Source organism: Xanthomonas hortorum, assembly GCF_011305375.1.
In the GTDB taxonomy this organism is placed as follows: domain Bacteria; phylum Pseudomonadota; class Gammaproteobacteria; order Xanthomonadales; family Xanthomonadaceae; genus Xanthomonas; species Xanthomonas hortorum_E.
The window spans coordinates 43,849-58,816 of the sequence record NZ_VCME01000027.1 but is presented as its reverse complement, the minus strand read 5'-3'; the positions used below and the strand labels follow the sequence as shown (position 1 = coordinate 58,816).

At 64.7% G+C, this 14,968-nt stretch carries 17 protein-coding genes and 2 tRNA genes; 15 read left to right on the top strand and 4 right to left on the bottom strand.

Going from position 1 to position 14,968, the window contains the following annotated elements:
• Window positions 1-321 precede the first annotated feature (321 nt).
• The 5 genes from FFY45_RS20085 (at window position 322) to fdxA (ending at window position 4,635) form a co-directional block, all read left to right on the top strand.
• Window positions 322-954 (top strand): 2-dehydro-3-deoxy-6-phosphogalactonate aldolase, encoded by a 633-nt coding sequence (locus FFY45_RS20085; protein ID WP_115038736.1) that lies wholly within the window; start codon window positions 322-324, stop codon window positions 952-954.
• On the top strand, window positions 951-2,099 hold the full coding sequence (gene dgoD, locus FFY45_RS20080; protein WP_023903771.1) for a galactonate dehydratase: 1,149 nt from the start codon (window positions 951-953) through the stop codon (window positions 2,097-2,099). Before FFY45_RS20085 ends, dgoD begins: the two co-directional genes overlap by 4 nt.
• Window positions 2,093-3,010, top strand: a complete 918-nt coding sequence (locus FFY45_RS20075; RefSeq protein WP_176341773.1) for an SMP-30/gluconolactonase/LRE family protein — start codon at window positions 2,093-2,095, stop codon at window positions 3,008-3,010. Before dgoD ends, FFY45_RS20075 begins: the two co-directional genes overlap by 7 nt.
• Window positions 3,007-3,984 (top strand): 2-dehydro-3-deoxygalactonokinase, encoded by a 978-nt coding sequence (locus tag FFY45_RS20070; RefSeq protein ID WP_176341772.1) that lies wholly within the window; start codon window positions 3,007-3,009, stop codon window positions 3,982-3,984. The genes FFY45_RS20075 and FFY45_RS20070 overlap by 4 nt, the downstream gene beginning before the upstream one ends.
• 327 nt (window positions 3,985-4,311) lie before the next feature.
• Window positions 4,312-4,635, top strand: a complete 324-nt coding sequence (gene fdxA / locus FFY45_RS20065; RefSeq protein WP_006453280.1) for a ferredoxin FdxA — start codon at window positions 4,312-4,314, stop codon at window positions 4,633-4,635.
• A 125-nt stretch (window positions 4,636-4,760) separates the two neighbouring features.
• On the opposite strand, the gene FFY45_RS20060 is transcribed toward fdxA, so the two are convergent.
• Window positions 4,761-5,276, bottom strand: a complete 516-nt coding sequence (locus FFY45_RS20060) for a hypothetical protein (RefSeq protein ID WP_023903768.1) — start codon at window positions 5,274-5,276, stop codon at window positions 4,761-4,763.
• A 16-nt stretch (window positions 5,277-5,292) separates the two neighbouring features.
• Complete coding sequence (gene dapA / locus FFY45_RS20055; protein WP_176341771.1) at window positions 5,293-6,201, bottom strand: 4-hydroxy-tetrahydrodipicolinate synthase; 909 nt, start codon at window positions 6,199-6,201, stop codon at window positions 5,293-5,295.
• Between the two features lie 93 nt (window positions 6,202-6,294).
• Here dapA and FFY45_RS20050 point away from each other — a divergent pair, with 93 nt between their 5' ends.
• From FFY45_RS20050 to FFY45_RS20010, 9 genes are all read left to right on the top strand, one after another.
• The gene (locus FFY45_RS20050; protein WP_023903766.1) at window positions 6,295-6,921 is read left to right on the top strand and encodes a glycine cleavage system transcriptional repressor; all 627 of its coding nucleotides are present in this window, start codon (window positions 6,295-6,297) and stop codon (window positions 6,919-6,921) included.
• 13 nt (window positions 6,922-6,934) lie between these two features.
• The gene (locus FFY45_RS20045; protein ID WP_104551037.1) at window positions 6,935-7,285 is read left to right on the top strand and encodes a ribonuclease E inhibitor RraB; all 351 of its coding nucleotides are present in this window, start codon (window positions 6,935-6,937) and stop codon (window positions 7,283-7,285) included.
• Window positions 7,286-7,322: 37 nt separating this feature from the next.
• Window positions 7,323-7,805 (top strand): peroxiredoxin, encoded by a 483-nt coding sequence (locus tag FFY45_RS20040; protein ID WP_176341770.1) that lies wholly within the window; start codon window positions 7,323-7,325, stop codon window positions 7,803-7,805.
• Between the two features lie 82 nt (window positions 7,806-7,887).
• Window positions 7,888-9,285 carry a PhoH family protein gene (locus FFY45_RS20035; RefSeq protein ID WP_006453286.1) on the top strand — a complete coding sequence of 466 codons (1,398 nt, stop codon included), beginning with the start codon at window positions 7,888-7,890 and terminating at the stop codon, window positions 9,283-9,285.
• Window positions 9,285-9,767 carry a hypothetical protein gene (locus tag FFY45_RS20030; RefSeq protein ID WP_176341769.1) on the top strand — a complete coding sequence of 161 codons (483 nt, stop codon included), beginning with the start codon at window positions 9,285-9,287 and terminating at the stop codon, window positions 9,765-9,767. Before FFY45_RS20035 ends, FFY45_RS20030 begins: the two co-directional genes overlap by 1 nt.
• Before the next feature lie 6 nt (window positions 9,768-9,773).
• On the top strand, window positions 9,774-10,445 hold the full coding sequence (locus FFY45_RS20025; protein WP_176341768.1) for a YoaK family protein: 672 nt from the start codon (window positions 9,774-9,776) through the stop codon (window positions 10,443-10,445).
• 37 nt (window positions 10,446-10,482) lie between these two features.
• Window positions 10,483-11,292, top strand: a complete 810-nt coding sequence (thiD, locus tag FFY45_RS20020; protein WP_162498268.1) for a bifunctional hydroxymethylpyrimidine kinase/phosphomethylpyrimidine kinase — start codon at window positions 10,483-10,485, stop codon at window positions 11,290-11,292.
• A 204-nt stretch (window positions 11,293-11,496) separates the two neighbouring features.
• Window positions 11,497-11,573: transfer RNA gene (locus tag FFY45_RS20015), tRNA-Arg, on the top strand.
• Between the two features lie 95 nt (window positions 11,574-11,668).
• Window positions 11,669-11,745: transfer RNA gene (locus FFY45_RS20010), tRNA-Arg, on the top strand.
• A 60-nt stretch (window positions 11,746-11,805) separates the two neighbouring features.
• Here the strand turns inward: FFY45_RS20010 and FFY45_RS20005 are convergent.
• Both FFY45_RS20005 and FFY45_RS20000 read right to left on the bottom strand, forming a co-directional pair.
• A complete protein-coding gene (locus FFY45_RS20005) occupies window positions 11,806-12,798 on the bottom strand; it encodes a DedA family protein/thiosulfate sulfurtransferase GlpE (RefSeq protein WP_176341767.1) in 993 nt (330 codons plus the stop codon).
• A 44-nt stretch (window positions 12,799-12,842) separates the two neighbouring features.
• Complete coding sequence (locus FFY45_RS20000) at window positions 12,843-13,787, bottom strand: LysR family transcriptional regulator (RefSeq protein ID WP_176341766.1); 945 nt, start codon at window positions 13,785-13,787, stop codon at window positions 12,843-12,845.
• A gap of 136 nt (window positions 13,788-13,923) precedes the next feature.
• Here FFY45_RS20000 and FFY45_RS19995 point away from each other — a divergent pair, with 136 nt between their 5' ends.
• The gene (locus FFY45_RS19995; RefSeq protein WP_023903757.1) at window positions 13,924-14,625 is read left to right on the top strand and encodes a pirin family protein; all 702 of its coding nucleotides are present in this window, start codon (window positions 13,924-13,926) and stop codon (window positions 14,623-14,625) included.
• Window positions 14,626-14,968 lie beyond the last annotated feature (343 nt).

Sequence of the window (14,968 nt, the reverse complement as noted above, 5' to 3'; positions counted from 1 at the left end):
CCGCAGCAGGAGCCCCGACCTCCCGGGCGCGGCCAGAACAGACGTGACCCATCTTCCACAAGGTGGCAACACGCATGCCATGACTGCGGAGGTGGACGACGATGACGGCATCTTGCCAGCCCATTGCAGGCTGTTGGAGTGCGCACGCAATTGCTGCAATCGGCCCGTCATTGCGTCGCGGCGCCCTGCCCGCCCCCATGTTCCTGATCTTTCACCGTGCGCCTGCAGACCACGTTGCAGCGCGCAGTTGCGCAAGCTCCCCCGACGTTGCCGGCCATCTGGTCGCCGACGGCCGCTTTCCGCTCTATCGCGAGTAACCCGATGACCTCAGACACCACTGCCAGCCTGTTCGCCCTGCCGCTGATCGCCATCCTGCGTGGCATCACGCCGGAAGAAACGCTCGACCATGTCGGCGCGCTGATCGATGCCGGTTTCGACGCGATCGAAATCCCGCTCAATTCGCCGCGCTGGGCCGAGAGCATCGCGCTGGCCCAGCAGACCTACGGCGAGCGCGCCTGGATCGGCGCCGGCACCGTGCTGCGCAACGAAGACGTCGACACCCTGGCCGAGATCGGTGCGCGCTTCATCGTCACCCCGAATACGCGTCCGTCGCTGATCCGCCACGCGGTATCGCGCGGGCTCACCGTGGTGGCAGGCTTCGCCACCGCCAGCGAGGCGTTCGACGCCATCGACGCCGGCGCCACCATCCTCAAGCTGTTCCCGGCCGCGACGTATGGCGCCGCACACGTGCGCGCGCTGCGCTCGGTGCTGCCCAAGCACATTCCGGTCTACGTGGTCGGCGGCGTCAGCCCGCAGACCCTGGCCGGCTTCCTTGCCCAGGGCGCCGCCGGCGCCGGCATCGGCGGCGAACTGTACAAACCCGCGCAATCGCTCGAAACGACCCAGACGCATGCACGCGCCTTCGTGCAGGCCTACCAGGAACTGCAAGGATGAAGATCACCCGCCTCACCACCTACCACGCCGCCCCGCGCTGGCTGTTCCTCAAGGTCGAGACCGACGAGGGCATCACCGGCTGGGGCGAGCCGGTCATCGAAGGCCGCGCACGCTCGGTGGAAGCGGCCGTGCACGAACTGGCCGGCTACGTCGTCGGCAAGGATCCGGCGCGCATCAACGACCTGTGGCAGACCATGTACCGCGCCGGTTTCTATCGCGGCGGCGCCATCCTGATGAGCGCCATCGCCGGTATCGACCAGGCCTTGTGGGACATCAAGGGCAAGGCGCTGGGCGTGCCGGTGTACGAGCTGCTGGGCGGGCTGGTGCGCGACCGCATGAAGACTTATCGCTGGGTCGGCGGCGACCGCCCCGGCGCCATCATCCAGCAGATCACCGACTACCGCGCGCTGGGCTTTGACACCTTCAAGTTCAACGGCACCGAAGAAATGAAGCTGATCGACAGCGCGCGCGCCGTCGATGCCGCCGTGGTCAAGGTCGCCGAAATCCGCGAAGCCTTCGGCAACACCATCGACTTCGGCATCGACTTCCACGGCCGCGTCGGCGCGCCGATGGCCAAGGCGCTGCTGCGCGAGCTCGAACCGTTCAAGCCGTTGTTCGTGGAAGAACCGGTACTGGCCGAACAGGCCGAGTATTACCCGCGCCTGGCCGCAAGCACCTCGATCCCGCTGGCTGCCGGCGAGCGCATGTTCTCGCGCTTCGAATTCAAGAACGTGCTGTGCGCCGGCGGCATCGGCATGGTGCAGCCGGATCTCTCGCATGCCGGCGGCATCACCGAGTGCGTCAAGATCGCCGCGATGGCCGAAGCCTACGATGTCGGCTTCGCCCCGCACTGCCCGCTCGGCCCGATCGCGCTGGCTGCGTGTCTGCATGTGGACTTCGTTTCGCACAACGCGGTGCTGCAGGAACAGAGCATCGGCATCCATTACAACGAAGGCGCCGACCTGCTCGATTACGTCATCAATAAAGACGATTTTCAGTGTGTGGATGGCAGTATCGCCGCCCTGCCCAAGCCCGGGCTCGGTGTGGAGATCAACGAAGAGATGCTCAAGCGCGCAAACGAAAATCCGCCCGATTGGCGCAACCCGGTGTGGCGTCACAGCGATGGCAGTATCGCCGAATGGTGAGCACGATCGAACACACCGCCGTGTTGGCAGTCGACAGCCGCTGCACGCATGGCGAAGGCGTGCTGTGGTGCGAGCAGCATGAGGCGCTGTACTGGGTCGACATCAGCGAAAAACGCCTGTGGCGCCATCACCCGCAAAGCGCGCATACGCGCTACTGGGTGCTGCCCGATCGCCCCGGGTGTATCGGCTTGATGGACGACGGCCGCGTGCTGATCGCGCTGGCCAAATCGATCTGCATCGCCGACCCGGACGACTCCGACGGAGAGGGCGATGCGCTGCCGCTGGAAAAGCTCGCCGATGTCGAAGCCGACAACCCGCTCACGCGCAGCAACGATGGCCGCGCCGATCGCAACGGCAACTTCGTGTTCGGCACCATGGACGAACATGACGACAAGGCTGCGCGCGGCGCGATGTATCAGTTCTCGCTGCGCCACGGTCTGCGCGCCTTGCCGCTGCCGGGCGTGTCGATCCCCAACTCGATCTGCTTCAGCCCCGATGGCCGCACCCTGTACTACTGCGACTCGGTGCGCCCGCAGATCCTGTGCTGCGACTACGACGCCGACAGCGCGCAGACCGGCAACACGCGCGTGTTCGCCACACTGGATCGCGACGATGCCGAGCCGGATGGCTCTATCATCGACAGCGAAGGCCACTTGTGGAATGCGCAGTGGCGCGCCTGGCGCGTGGTGCGCTACCGCCCCGACGGCAGCGTCGAGCGCAGCGTGCAATTGCCAGTCAAGCACCCCACCTGCAGCGCCTTCGGCGGCGCCGCGCTGGATCGCCTGCATGTGATCAGCTCACGCCTGGACCATAGCGCCGAAGAACTTGCCCGCACCCCCGAAGCCGGCGGCCTGTACCTCTGCGACCTGCCCATCAACGGCCTGCCCGAGAGCCGGGTGGCCAGCGCATGATCGCCATCGACTGGGGCACCAGCAGCCTGCGCGGGTATCTGCTCGATGCCAACGGCAGCGTGCTGGAGCAACGCCGCGGCAGCGACGGCATCCTGGCCTGCCAGGGCCGCTTTGCCGAAGTGTTGAGCGCGCTGATCGAAGGCTGGGACGGCCAGATTCTGCTCTCGGGCATGATCGGCAGCCGCAACGGCTGGGTTGAACAGTCCTATCTACCCTGCCCTGCCGACACCGCCGCGCTTGCGCAGGCAATGCGCAGCTACGACGACCTGCTGCCCGGACGCACCCTGTGGTTCGTGCCCGGCGTGAGCACGGGCGAACAACGCGGCGTGCTCGATGCAAGCGCCAGCGAACGACATAGCGTGCCCGATGCGAACACCGACGAACAGCACGGTGTGCCCGATGTAGGCACCGGCGCACGGCATCGCGTGCCCGATGTCATGCGTGGCGAAGAAACCCAACTGGTCGGCCTGATCGCCGCACTCGGCGACGGCGAACACGTCGCCTGCCTGCCCGGCACGCACAGCAAATGGGCGCAGATCGCCAATGGCCAGCTGACCGGTTTCGCCACCGTCATGACCGGCGAGCTGTACGCCGTACTGCGCCAGCACAGCATCCTCGGCAAGTTGATGCAGGACGATCACGCCGAACTCGACGGCGACGCGTTCCTGCAAGGTATTGATCGCAGTGGCGAACCCGGCGGCCTCAGCCACCATCTGTTCGGCACCCGCACGTTGGGCCTGTTCGACCGCCTCACCGCCACCGCACTGCCGTCCTACCTCTCGGGCCTGCTGATCGGCCACGAACTGCGCGACCACCACGGCAATCAAGGCACCGTCCACTTGGTCGGCAGCCCCGGCCTGGCGCAGCGCTATGCGCTGGCGCTGGCGCATTTGGGTGTCAAAACCCAGCTGCATCCGGAAGATCTGGCTGCTACAGGGTTGTTCGCGCTGGCCAGGCAGCGCGGGTTGGTTTGATACGCAGCGTGAGTTGATCTGATCAAGCCGCCGGTAGTTGATTACTTCAGCTGGCGCGTGGCGACACGTTCGTCATGCCGCCCTCCCCCAAGCAGGGAAACAAAGCCCCTCTCCTGCGGGAGAGGGGTTGGGGTGAGGGCACGGGGCGAAGCCGCTACGAATGGTGGGTAACCCGAGGCTTCGCCCGTACCCTCATCCGCCCCTGGGGGGCACCTTCTCCCGATGGGAGACGGAATCAACCCCAACGCAGAACCCCAAAATCCCCACCAACCCCACACCCAGCACCCGACTGCTTTAGAATTGGCAGGCTAAACGCCGGATTCCACCATGCCTTTTGTTGTCACCGAAAACTGCATCAAGTGCAAATACACCGACTGCGTCGAGGTCTGCCCGGTGGATTGCTTCCATGTCGGCCCGAACTTTCTGGTCATCGACCCGGACGAGTGCATCGACTGCACCCTGTGCGAGCCCGAATGCCCGGCCAACGCGATCTACCCGGAAGACGACGTGCCAGCAGGCCAGGAAGGCTTCGTCGCGCTTAACGCCGAGCTCGCCAAGGCGTGGCCCGTCCTGACCGTGCGCCAGGAGCCGTTGCCCGATGCCGCCGAATGGGACGGCAAGCCGAACAAGTTGCCGCTGCTGCAGCGCTGACACAGCGTTTCGCTATCCAGTCGGGAATGTGCGAAACCGCATCACCGCAGCAAAACACGGTACTGAAACGCAAAACGGGCGCCCAAAGCGCCCGTTTCGCTATCTGACACTGGCAACTACCAGACTCAGCCGCCCAACTTGCCCTTCAACGCAGCAATCAGCGACACCGGTGCAGCCAACGTTGCCGGCATGCCGCGCGGGTCCACTGCCGACACATAGCTGCCCGCGTCGGTCTTGACCACGCGCACCAGGAAGCTGGCGCCTTCGTAGGTCACGTCGTAGGAGCCGAGCATCTGCGCCTTGCTGGCGATGGTCAGGCCCGGGATATCGGCCAGTGCTGCGCCCACCTTGGCAAATACTTCGTCACGCTCGCCCGGCACGGTAAAGCCGCTGTTGGCGCTTGCCGAAGGGGCCGAGGTGGTCTGCTGGGTGGTCGATGCCAGCGTCGGCACCTTCATCGCACCCGAGGTGTCAGGCAGGTTCAGGTCCGGCGGCACTTCCAGCGGACGGGCCTCCGGCGCCAGCGCGTAGTCGCCGCGCGCGCCCTTGTGGAACCAGCTGCAACCGCTCGTGGCGGCGACGGTGGCGGTCGCCAGCAACGCGAGCGAGAGCACGCGGACGGGGGAAACGGAATGACGCATCGATAGATCTCCTGGGTCAGGCCGCGAGCATTTCGCGGCTGGAAAGCGCTTCCAACGCAATCGCGTCGGCGGCAAGGCGGTCGGCAGCATGCTGGTGCGCCGAAGAAAGGGGCAGTAACGGCAAACGCAGGCCGACCCCGATCCCGGCCCGCTGCAGCAGCGCCTTGACCGGGATGGGATTGGATTCGATACCGCAGAAGCTGTGGTACTCGCTCAGGCGCGCGTCCCAGGCGAGTGCAGCGTCGCGCTGACCATCGCGGGCCAGATCGCACAGCCGCCGATATGCCGACGGCAATGCATTGGACGCCACCGAAATCAGCCCGTCGGCGCCCGACAGCATCGCATGTGCGGCACTGCCATCGTCGCCACTGAGCACCACAAAGGTATGGCTGCGCAACGCAAGCAGCGCGGCGATGCGCTCGGGTTCGCTACGCGCTTCCTTGATGCCGATGATATTCGGATGCTCCATCAGCGCTGCCACCGTTTCCGGCAACAGATCGCAACCGGTGCGGCCCGGCACGTTGTACAGCACCACCGGCAGCCCGCCGTTATCGGCAACCGCCAGAAAGTGCGCGTGCAAGCCGGCCTGGGTCGGACGCACGTACGGCGGCGTCACCACCAGCGCGTACTGCGCGCCCAAGGCGGCGGCGCGACGTGTCTGCGCAATGGTCTTGGCGGTGCCCGACAGCCCGGTCCCGGCCAACACAGGCACCCGGCCGGCGACCTGCGCAACGGCAGCACGCAACAGCGTGTCGTACTCCTCGTCGCTCAATGCAGCGGCTTCGCCGGTGGAGCCGGCAACCACGATTCCCTGCACGCCGCCACGCAGCTGCTGCTCCAGCAGCCGCCGCCAGGCATCCAGGTCGAGTGCGCCATCCGGACCGAAAGGGGTCGCCAGCGCGGTGATGATGCCGGAAAGGGACAAGATTCAGCTGCTCTTACGTGACAGGAAAAGGCCCGCGCGCACGCGGGTTGTGGCCGCCTGCATGTTACTTGCGGCGCGAAACCACGGGCAAGTATGCTGGTCATCGCCAGGGCGCCTGCCCGGGCGGCCATTCAGCCTGATGCAATGCCGGAACCCCCTTTGACCGACACCACACCCCGGCCCTCGCCGACCGAAAATCACCTCCTGATCAACGCCTACACGACGCATCCGGAGTCCCCCCTGTTGCCCGTCACCCGCCGCATCGCCGACAGCGGCTGCAATCTCGTGGACGCCCGCCTGGCCACGGTGGGGCGCGATGTCTCGGTCACCGCACTGGCCACCGGCTCCTGGGATTCGGTCGCCAAGCTCGAGGCGATGCTGACCCGGCTCGAACGCGAGGAAGGCCTCAAGCTGGTCTGGTATCGCACCGGCCCCAAGCAGACCCAGTCCAACCTGCTGCCCTACATCGTCGAAGTCATCGCTGCCGACAAGCCGGGCATCCTGTTCCAGCTGGCCGATTTCTTCGACCGCCAGGGCATCACCATCGAGAACCTGCAGAGCACGCGCTATCGCGCCATGCAGACCGGCGCGGAGATGTTTTCTGCGCAGGTGACGATCGGGGTGCCGGCCAACATGCACATCGCCGCATTGCGCGATGATTTTCTGGAATTCTGTGATCACCTCAATCTCGACGCGATCATGGACCCGATGAAGTTTTAAGGCAGACGTCCCGATGGCCATCGCCCTATCCGCGCTGAAACAGATGTTCGATCACATCCGCTCCGAGACCGACTGGAATCTCGACGGGCCGTTGCGCTGGGAATATTTCTTTGCCGACCCGGCGCAGCAACCGCTGCAAAAGCTTTCCGAACAACTGACCCAGGACGGCTATCGCGTCATCGACATCTTCCTTGGCGAACGCGACGAAGACGATGGCGACGACGAAGAGTCGTATTTCCTGCATGTGGACAAGCTGGAACAGCACACCATCGAGTCGCTGAATCAGCGCAATGCGGAGTTCGACGCGCTTGCCAAACGTTTCCATGTGGCTGCTTATGATGGGATGGACGTCGGCCCGGCATGACCGAGCCGCACGCCCCTCCACTTTGGGCTGAGCAACGATGACCGACGCTGTCTTTGAATTATCCGCTGCAACCTTCGACCTGCCACTGGCGCTGTCCGGCGGCATCCAGACCAGCTTGCGCGGCTATGCCGGCAAGTGGGTGGTGCTGTACTTCTATCCGAAAGACAGCACGCCCGGCTGCACCACCGAAGGCCTGGATTTCAACGCGCTGCTGCCGCAGTTCACACAGGCTGGCGCAGTGATCCTGGGCGTCTCGCGCGACTCGGTGAAGTCGCACGACAATTTCTGCGCCAAGCAGGGATTCACGTTTCCGCTGATCAGCGATGGCGACGAGGCCTTGTGCCGCGCCTTCGACGTGATCAAGGAAAAGAACATGTACGGCAAGCAGGTGCTCGGCATCGAGCGCAGCACCTTTCTGCTGTCGCCCGAGGGGCATGTGGTGCAGGCCTGGCGCAAGGTCAAGGTCGCCGGCCATGCCGACGCCGTGCTGGCTGCGTTGAAGGCGCACGCCAAACAGTGACACCCCTCGTTTCCCGTGTCCTCCATCACCCTGCGCCTGCAGGCGTGATGGCTCGCCCCTGCTCCATCACTTGGAAGACCCAATGACTCGAGGCAAGCGCATCTACGTGCTGGACACCAACGTGCTGATGCACGATCCCACCGCGCTGTTCAAATTCGAGGAACACGATGTGTTCCTGCCGATGCAGGTGATCGAGGAACTCGACAACGCCAAGAAGGGCACTTCCGAAGTCAGCCGCAATGCGCGCCAGGTCAGCCGCTTCCTGGACGAACTGCTGGAGAACACCAACGCCGAGCAGATCAAGACCGGCATCCTGCTCAGCCACCCGCAGGGTATCCAGCTCAAGGGCCAGGCCGCGATCGGCCGGCTGTATTTCCAGATCCATCCGATCGACCCGGGCCGCACCTTCGGCGAGATGATTCCGGACAACAAGATCCTGGCATCGGTGCTGGCGCTGTGCGAAGAAAACCCGGACGTGCCGGTCATTCTGGTGTCCAAGGACATCAACCTGCGCATCAAGGCCTACATCAGCGGCCTGAATGCGGAGGACTATCAAAACGACCGCGCGCTGGACGATTTCAGCCTGCTGTTCACCGGCGCTGTCGAGCTGCCGGAAGACTTCTGGCAGAAGCACAACGAAGACCTGCGCAGCTGGAACGAGCGTGGCCGCACCCATTACGAAATCGTGCTGGCCGACGACGAAGACTGGCATCACAACCAGTACCTGTATCTGCCGGGCGAGGACGAAGTGGAACTGCGCGTGGCCAGGATCGGCGGCGGCAAGGCCACGTTGTGCCTGGTGGACGATTTCCGCACCAGCCCGCACGCGGTATGGGGCATCGTGGCGCGCAACCGCGAGCAGAATTTCGCGCTCAACGCGTTGATGGATCCGGAGATCGATTTCGTCACCCTGCTCGGCACCGCCGGTACCGGCAAAACCCTGCTCGCGCTGGCTGCCGGCCTGGCGCAGACGATGGATCAGCAACGTTACCGCGAAATCATCATGACCCGCGCCACCGTGAGCGTGGGCGAAGACATCGGCTTTTTGCCCGGCACCGAAGAAGAAAAGATGACCCCATGGATGGGCGCACTGACCGACAACCTGGAAGTGCTCACGCACAATCAGGAAGGCGGTGCCTGGGGGCGTGCGGCAACCAACGATCTGCTCGCCAGCCGCATCAAGATCCGCTCGATGAACTTCATGCGCGGGCGCACCTTCCTGTCGCGCTATCTGATTCTGGACGAGGCACAGAACCTCACTCCCAAGCAGATGAAGACGCTGATCACCCGTGCCGGCCCCGGCACCAAGATCGTGTGTCTGGGCAACGTCGAACAGATCGACACGCCCTACCTCACCGAGACCACCTCGGGCCTGACCTACGCGGTGGATCGCTTCAAGGCCTGGCCGCATAGTGCGCACATCACGCTGCGGCGCGGCGAGCGCTCGCGCCTGGCCGACTTCGCCTCGGAGGTGCTGTGATGCAGGCGTTGCGCGGCGCTGCGGCGTTCGCACTGATTGCACTGGCCGGCTGCGCAACCACGCCGCCACCGGCCAGCGTGCCCACCAACATCAAGAACGGGCAGTCGTGGGTCATCACGCGCCAGGGCATTGCCGAGCAGGTGCTGGACACCTGCTCGCGCGACAGCCCGGCGCGTCATCCGGGCCAGATCACCGGCTATTGGACACCTGGCCAGCAACAGATCGAACAGCTCGAATCCAGGCAGGATGCGTTGACGCCGACCATCCCCGAGCCGCGCGATTTCGACCGCCAATATGTGGGCGTGGTGATCCAGGGCCAGCAGCTGATCTACATCAATGCCTTCAAGCTGCCGAACGCTCCGCCAGTGAAACCGGCCAAAGAGGCGATCCGGGTGTGCGACGGCGGCAGTGCCTTCTGGGGCGCGCTGTACGACCCGCAAACCGGCGCGTTTTCGCAGATCGCCGTCAACGGCACCCCCTGACCCGACATGGGAATCCTGCTGCCGCGCTGGGTCTGGATTGGCGCGGTGGCATTGTCGGGTGTGGCCGGCATGGTCAACGTGGTCGGCTACCTGGGCTCCGAACATCAGGTGGTCAGCCACCTCACCGGCACCACCAGCCTGCTCGGCGTTGCCCTGATACAAAGCACCGGGCCGGAGATCGGCTTTCTTTGGGGCATTCTGATCGCCTTCTGCGCAGGCGCCATGCTCAGCGGCCTGATCATCCAGGACGATGTCCTGCGGCTTGGACAGCGCTACGGCGCGGCACTGCTGCTCGAAGCGCTGCTGTTGCTGGCCGCGATTCCGCTGTTCAAGCTGCATCATATCGGCGGCGTACTGGTCGCCGCAGGCGCCTGCGGCCTGCAGAACGCCATGGCCACCACCCTCAGCGGCGCAGCGGTCCGGACCACGCATCTGAGCGGCATGTTCACCGACCTGGGCATCGGCCTGGGGCATCTGCTGCGCGGGCGCCCGCTGCAACTGCGCCGGCTTACGCTGAGCGGGTTGATCATCAGCGGCTTTCTCGGCGGCAGCATCCTCGGTACCTGGCTGTTCCAGCGCTGGCACTACGACGCGCTCTACCTGCCAGCCGGCCTCACCGGATTGACCGGTGCCGGCTACGTTGCCTATCTGCAATGGCGTCGCTGGCGCGCGCCATGACCCGCACATCCAACCGACAGCAGTGCAGAATCCACGTATGACCACGCCCAGCACGCTGTCCGCATTGACCATCGCCGGCTCCGATTCCGGCGGCGGTGCCGGCATCCAGGCCGATCTCAAGACCTTTGCCGCACACCGCGTGCATGGGTTGTCGGCCATCGCTGCGTTGACCGCGCAAAACACCCGTTCGGTCACCGCCGTGCACATCCCGCCGATCGCATTTCTGCAGGCGCAGATCGACGCCTGTTTCGCCGATTTCGACATTCAGGCGGTCAAGCTCGGCATGCTCGCCAATGCCGAGGTCATCCATTGCGTGGCCGATCTGCTCGAAAAATATCGCCCACCGTTCGTGGTACTCGACCCGGTGATGGTCTCCACCAGCGGCGCGCGCCTGCTCGAAGACGCCGCACTGGACGCGCTACGTACGCGGCTGCTGCCGCTGGCCACCCTGATCACCCCCAACACGCCCGAAGCCGAACTGCTGACCGGCCGCCGCATCGACGATGCCGACGCCGCCGAGCACGCCACCGCCGCCCTGCTCGACCTCGGCGCCAATGCGGTGCTGCTCAAGGGCGGACATCTGCTCGAAGGCGCACGGGTGATCGACCGCTTCGATGACGGCGTCACCCAGGACGTGTTCATGCATCCACGCCTGCAGGTCGACGCGCATGGCACCGGCTGCAGCTTGTCGGCCGCCATTGCTGCGCAGCTGTGCCAGGGCCTGTCCCTGCTCAACGCCTGCGAAGCGGCCATCGACTACGTTGCGCGCGCGATCCGCCTCGGCCACACCCCAGGTCACAGCGAGGTGCTGGTGCTCGACCACTTCGGCGCCGCGCCCAGCGTATGAGCGCGTGTACCGACACATCTGACCTGCCGAAATCGGACCACGCACAGCTAGGCGCGTGCAGCGATCACTGCGCATGGATGAAAGCACCTGCAGTCGCGCTGGCAGCGCCCCGGCGCGGACGTATCGGCAAGGCAGCCGACAATCGCGTGTCACAAAAGGATTGACGAGTACGCCGGGCATCCGCATAATTCCGCTCCTGACGACGCGCCCGTAGCTCAGTTGGATAGAGTACCTGGCTACGAACCAGGCGGTCGGGAGTTCGAATCTCTCCGGGCGCACCATCATCAGAACAACAAAAAGACAGCATTGCGTCGCTGTCTTTTTAGTTAAACCTCCGATCGCACTGCGACGGATGTGCAAGTCAAAACAAGATAATGCGCCCGTAGCTCAGTTGGATAGAGTACCTGGCTACGAACCAGGCGGTCGGGAGTTCGAATCTCTCCGGGCGCACCAATCTTGAAGAAAACGACCAGCTTGCTGGTCTTTTTTTTGTCCGAATGAAAGCAACCGCACTCAGGCCATCGCCCCAACGGCATCTGGCCCACCAACCACCGCCACCGGCAGCAGCGAGGTCACCGGATGCCCGGCATCGCGCCATGCATCCAGCCCGCCCAGCAGCGGACGCACATCGCGATAACCGCGCTCGCGCATTCGCCCCGCCAGCCACGCCGCCGACACCTCATCCGGACACGCGCAATAGATCACCACACTGCGATCGCGCGGCACGGTGGCCAGAATCTGTGCAAGCTGCCGCTCGTCGGCAAACACCGCGCCGGGAATCGTGTACGGCTGCAGATCGCGATACCCCGGTGCGCGGATATCCAGCACGGCAGGCCGCAGGCTCTCTTCGCCATCGAGCAAGGGCACCAGCTCGTCGACCGCAATGCGCGCATGCACCAGCGAACGCAGCAGGCTATGCCGTCGCCACCAGCGCCAACCGATGTAGCAGGCCAACAACACCGCCAACACGACAACCGCGCCCGACCCAAGCTCGGACAGAAACGCGAGTACGTCCTGCACCTGGTGGGCGAACAACGCTCCCAGGCCCAGACCGACCAACGCCCACAACGCTGCACCGAAGGCGTCGTAGCGCAGAAATGCCGCCGGGCGCACCCGCATTGCGCCGGCCATCGGCACCGAGACCATCGACAAGCCCGGCACGAACTTGGCCACCGCCAATATCCGCACGCCCCAGCGCGAGAAGAACCGCTCGGTCTTTTTCATGCAGGTATCGCGCGACAGCGACAGCCGGCACAGCGACTGCAAGGTGCGATTACCGAAGCGGCGGCCGGCCAGATACCAGGCCAGATCGCCGAGCAGGCTCGCCAATACCGAAACGCCCAACGCCGCCAACCCGGCTAGCCATGCATCGCTGCCGCCGCGCAGCGCGTAGCCGGCACCGACCAACACCAGCGTCGGCAACGCCGGGACCGGCAGCCCCAGCGACAACGCCAGCACATTGGCGAACACCAGGGCCAATCCGTACTGTTCGATCAAGCCCTGCATGCGACGATCCTGCGCGACGACGAACGCGCATTATCCGCCCTTCCTCACGCACGCGACTGCCCGGCAGCGGCAGAACGATACGTCTCGGCAAGCGAGTGCAACCAGCCATCGAACAGGCCCTCGCTTCGCAGCGCGCGCCGCCACCAGCCCAATGCCTCGCCCTCCTCGCCCGGCCGCCATGCGAGGGAGAACGTCTCGTCGGGCTTGTGGGTTTCTACCTGCACCTCGCACAGCCGGCCGTCCTGCAGCGCGCCGCGCGCATACGCCTCAGGCAGAAAGCCGTAGCCGGCACCAGCCAGCTGCAACTGCAGCTTGGCCTGCATGTCCGGCACGGTGAGCACATCGCGCCCGGACAACAGGCCCACGGTGCGCGGCAGCAAACGCCGCGCTGAATCCGCTACAGCGATCGCACGATGCTCGGCCAGTTCGGTCGCACCTAGCATCCCGGCGCCCGCCAGCGGATGCGTGGACGCCACCGCGAACACAAAACGCAGCGTACCGATCTGCTCGGCGACATAGCCACCACCACTCGGCCCCTCGCCCGCCGCGACGATCAGATCCACGCGCCGATCCAGTAGCGCCTCCCAGCTGCCGGACAGCGATTCGCTCACGACGCGCAGGCGCGTGCTATCGGCCACCGTGTAGAAATCCAGTATCTGTGCCTGCAGCAACGCCACCGGCAGAATCGCATCCAGCCCGATCGCAAAGTCCGATTCCCAACCCGACGCCACCCGCCGCACCCGCACTTCCAGCTCCTGCGCAGCACGCAATAGGTGCCGCCCCTCGCGCAACAACTCGCGCCCGGCCTGGGTCGGCGTCGCCTTCGGACCGAGCCGCTCGAACAGTTGCACCCCCAGATCGTCTTCGAGCTTGGACACCGTGTAGGAAATCGTCGACGGCACCTTGAACAGCACCTTGGCAGCAGTTGCAAACGAGCCACGACGGTCGATCGCATCCAAGATTTGCAGCGCTTCCAAGCTGATTTTCATTGTTCGATATTTTCGATGATAGCGACCAAATCTACTCGCTTTTTGTCTTCGATCCAGAGGCGGAGACTACGCATCAAGCCGCAGGGACAGCGATTCACTCCCCGGCGCCATTCGAGATCTTTCAAGGAGAAGCAGCATGTTGAATGTCCGCAAGAGCGAAACCCGTGGCCGCGCCGAGCATGGCTGGCTGTCCTCGCGCCATACCTTCTCCTTTGCCAGCTACCACGACCCGCGCCACATGGGCGTCGGCCCGCTGCGGGTGATCAACGAAGACAAGGTGCAGCCGGGCGAAGGCTTCGGCACCCACGCCCACCGCGACATGGAGATCATTTCCTACGTCCTGGACGGCGCGCTGGAGCACAAGGACAGCATGGGCACCGGCTCGGTGCTGCACTACGGCGACGTGCAGCGCATGAGCGCCGGCAGCGGCGTCAGCCACAGCGAGTTCAATCACTCGGCCAGCGAGCCGGTGCACTTCCTGCAGATCTGGGTGATGCCCGAGCGCAACGGCATCGAACCCAGCTACGAGGAAAAGCATTTCGACACCGACAGCAAGCGCAATCAGCTGCGTCTGATCGCCTCGCCCAACGGCGAAGCCGGCTCGCTGCGCCTGCACCAGGACGCACGCCTGTACGCCTCCATCCTCGACGGCGACGTGCGTCTGCAACACCCGCTGGCACCGGGACGCATCGGTTACGTGCAGGTGGTGCGCGGCAGCCTGAGCGTCAACGGACAAGCACTGTCGGCCGGCGATGCGCTGCAGATCACCGCCGAGCCGGAACTCGTGCTGGCCGACGCACGCGACGCAGAAGTGCTGGTGTTCGATCTGCCGCAGTAAGCGGCAACGCGTGGTAGTGCGGCGCGCCGCATGATCGCAGCTGGCTCGAACAAGCAAGCCGCGCTTGTGGCGCACTGTAGTTCACTTGAAAAAGCGGCACTCCCTTTCTGGGAGCGCCGCTTTTTATTTGGCTTAGCGAATGAGCCGATTGGAGACTATGCCGAGATGCAAGAGCCCTCGATCAGCAACCTCAGTGAACAGCATTAGGTTTTTGGCGGTCATTGTGGTGCGCGGAGGTATCTGCTGGCGAGCGCTTTTAGTTTTGCGCAGACCTAGCTGCTGGCACGCGCGGCAGCGATGCAACTACGAGCGTGCATGTAACCGCTTCAACGAAGCCGCACAG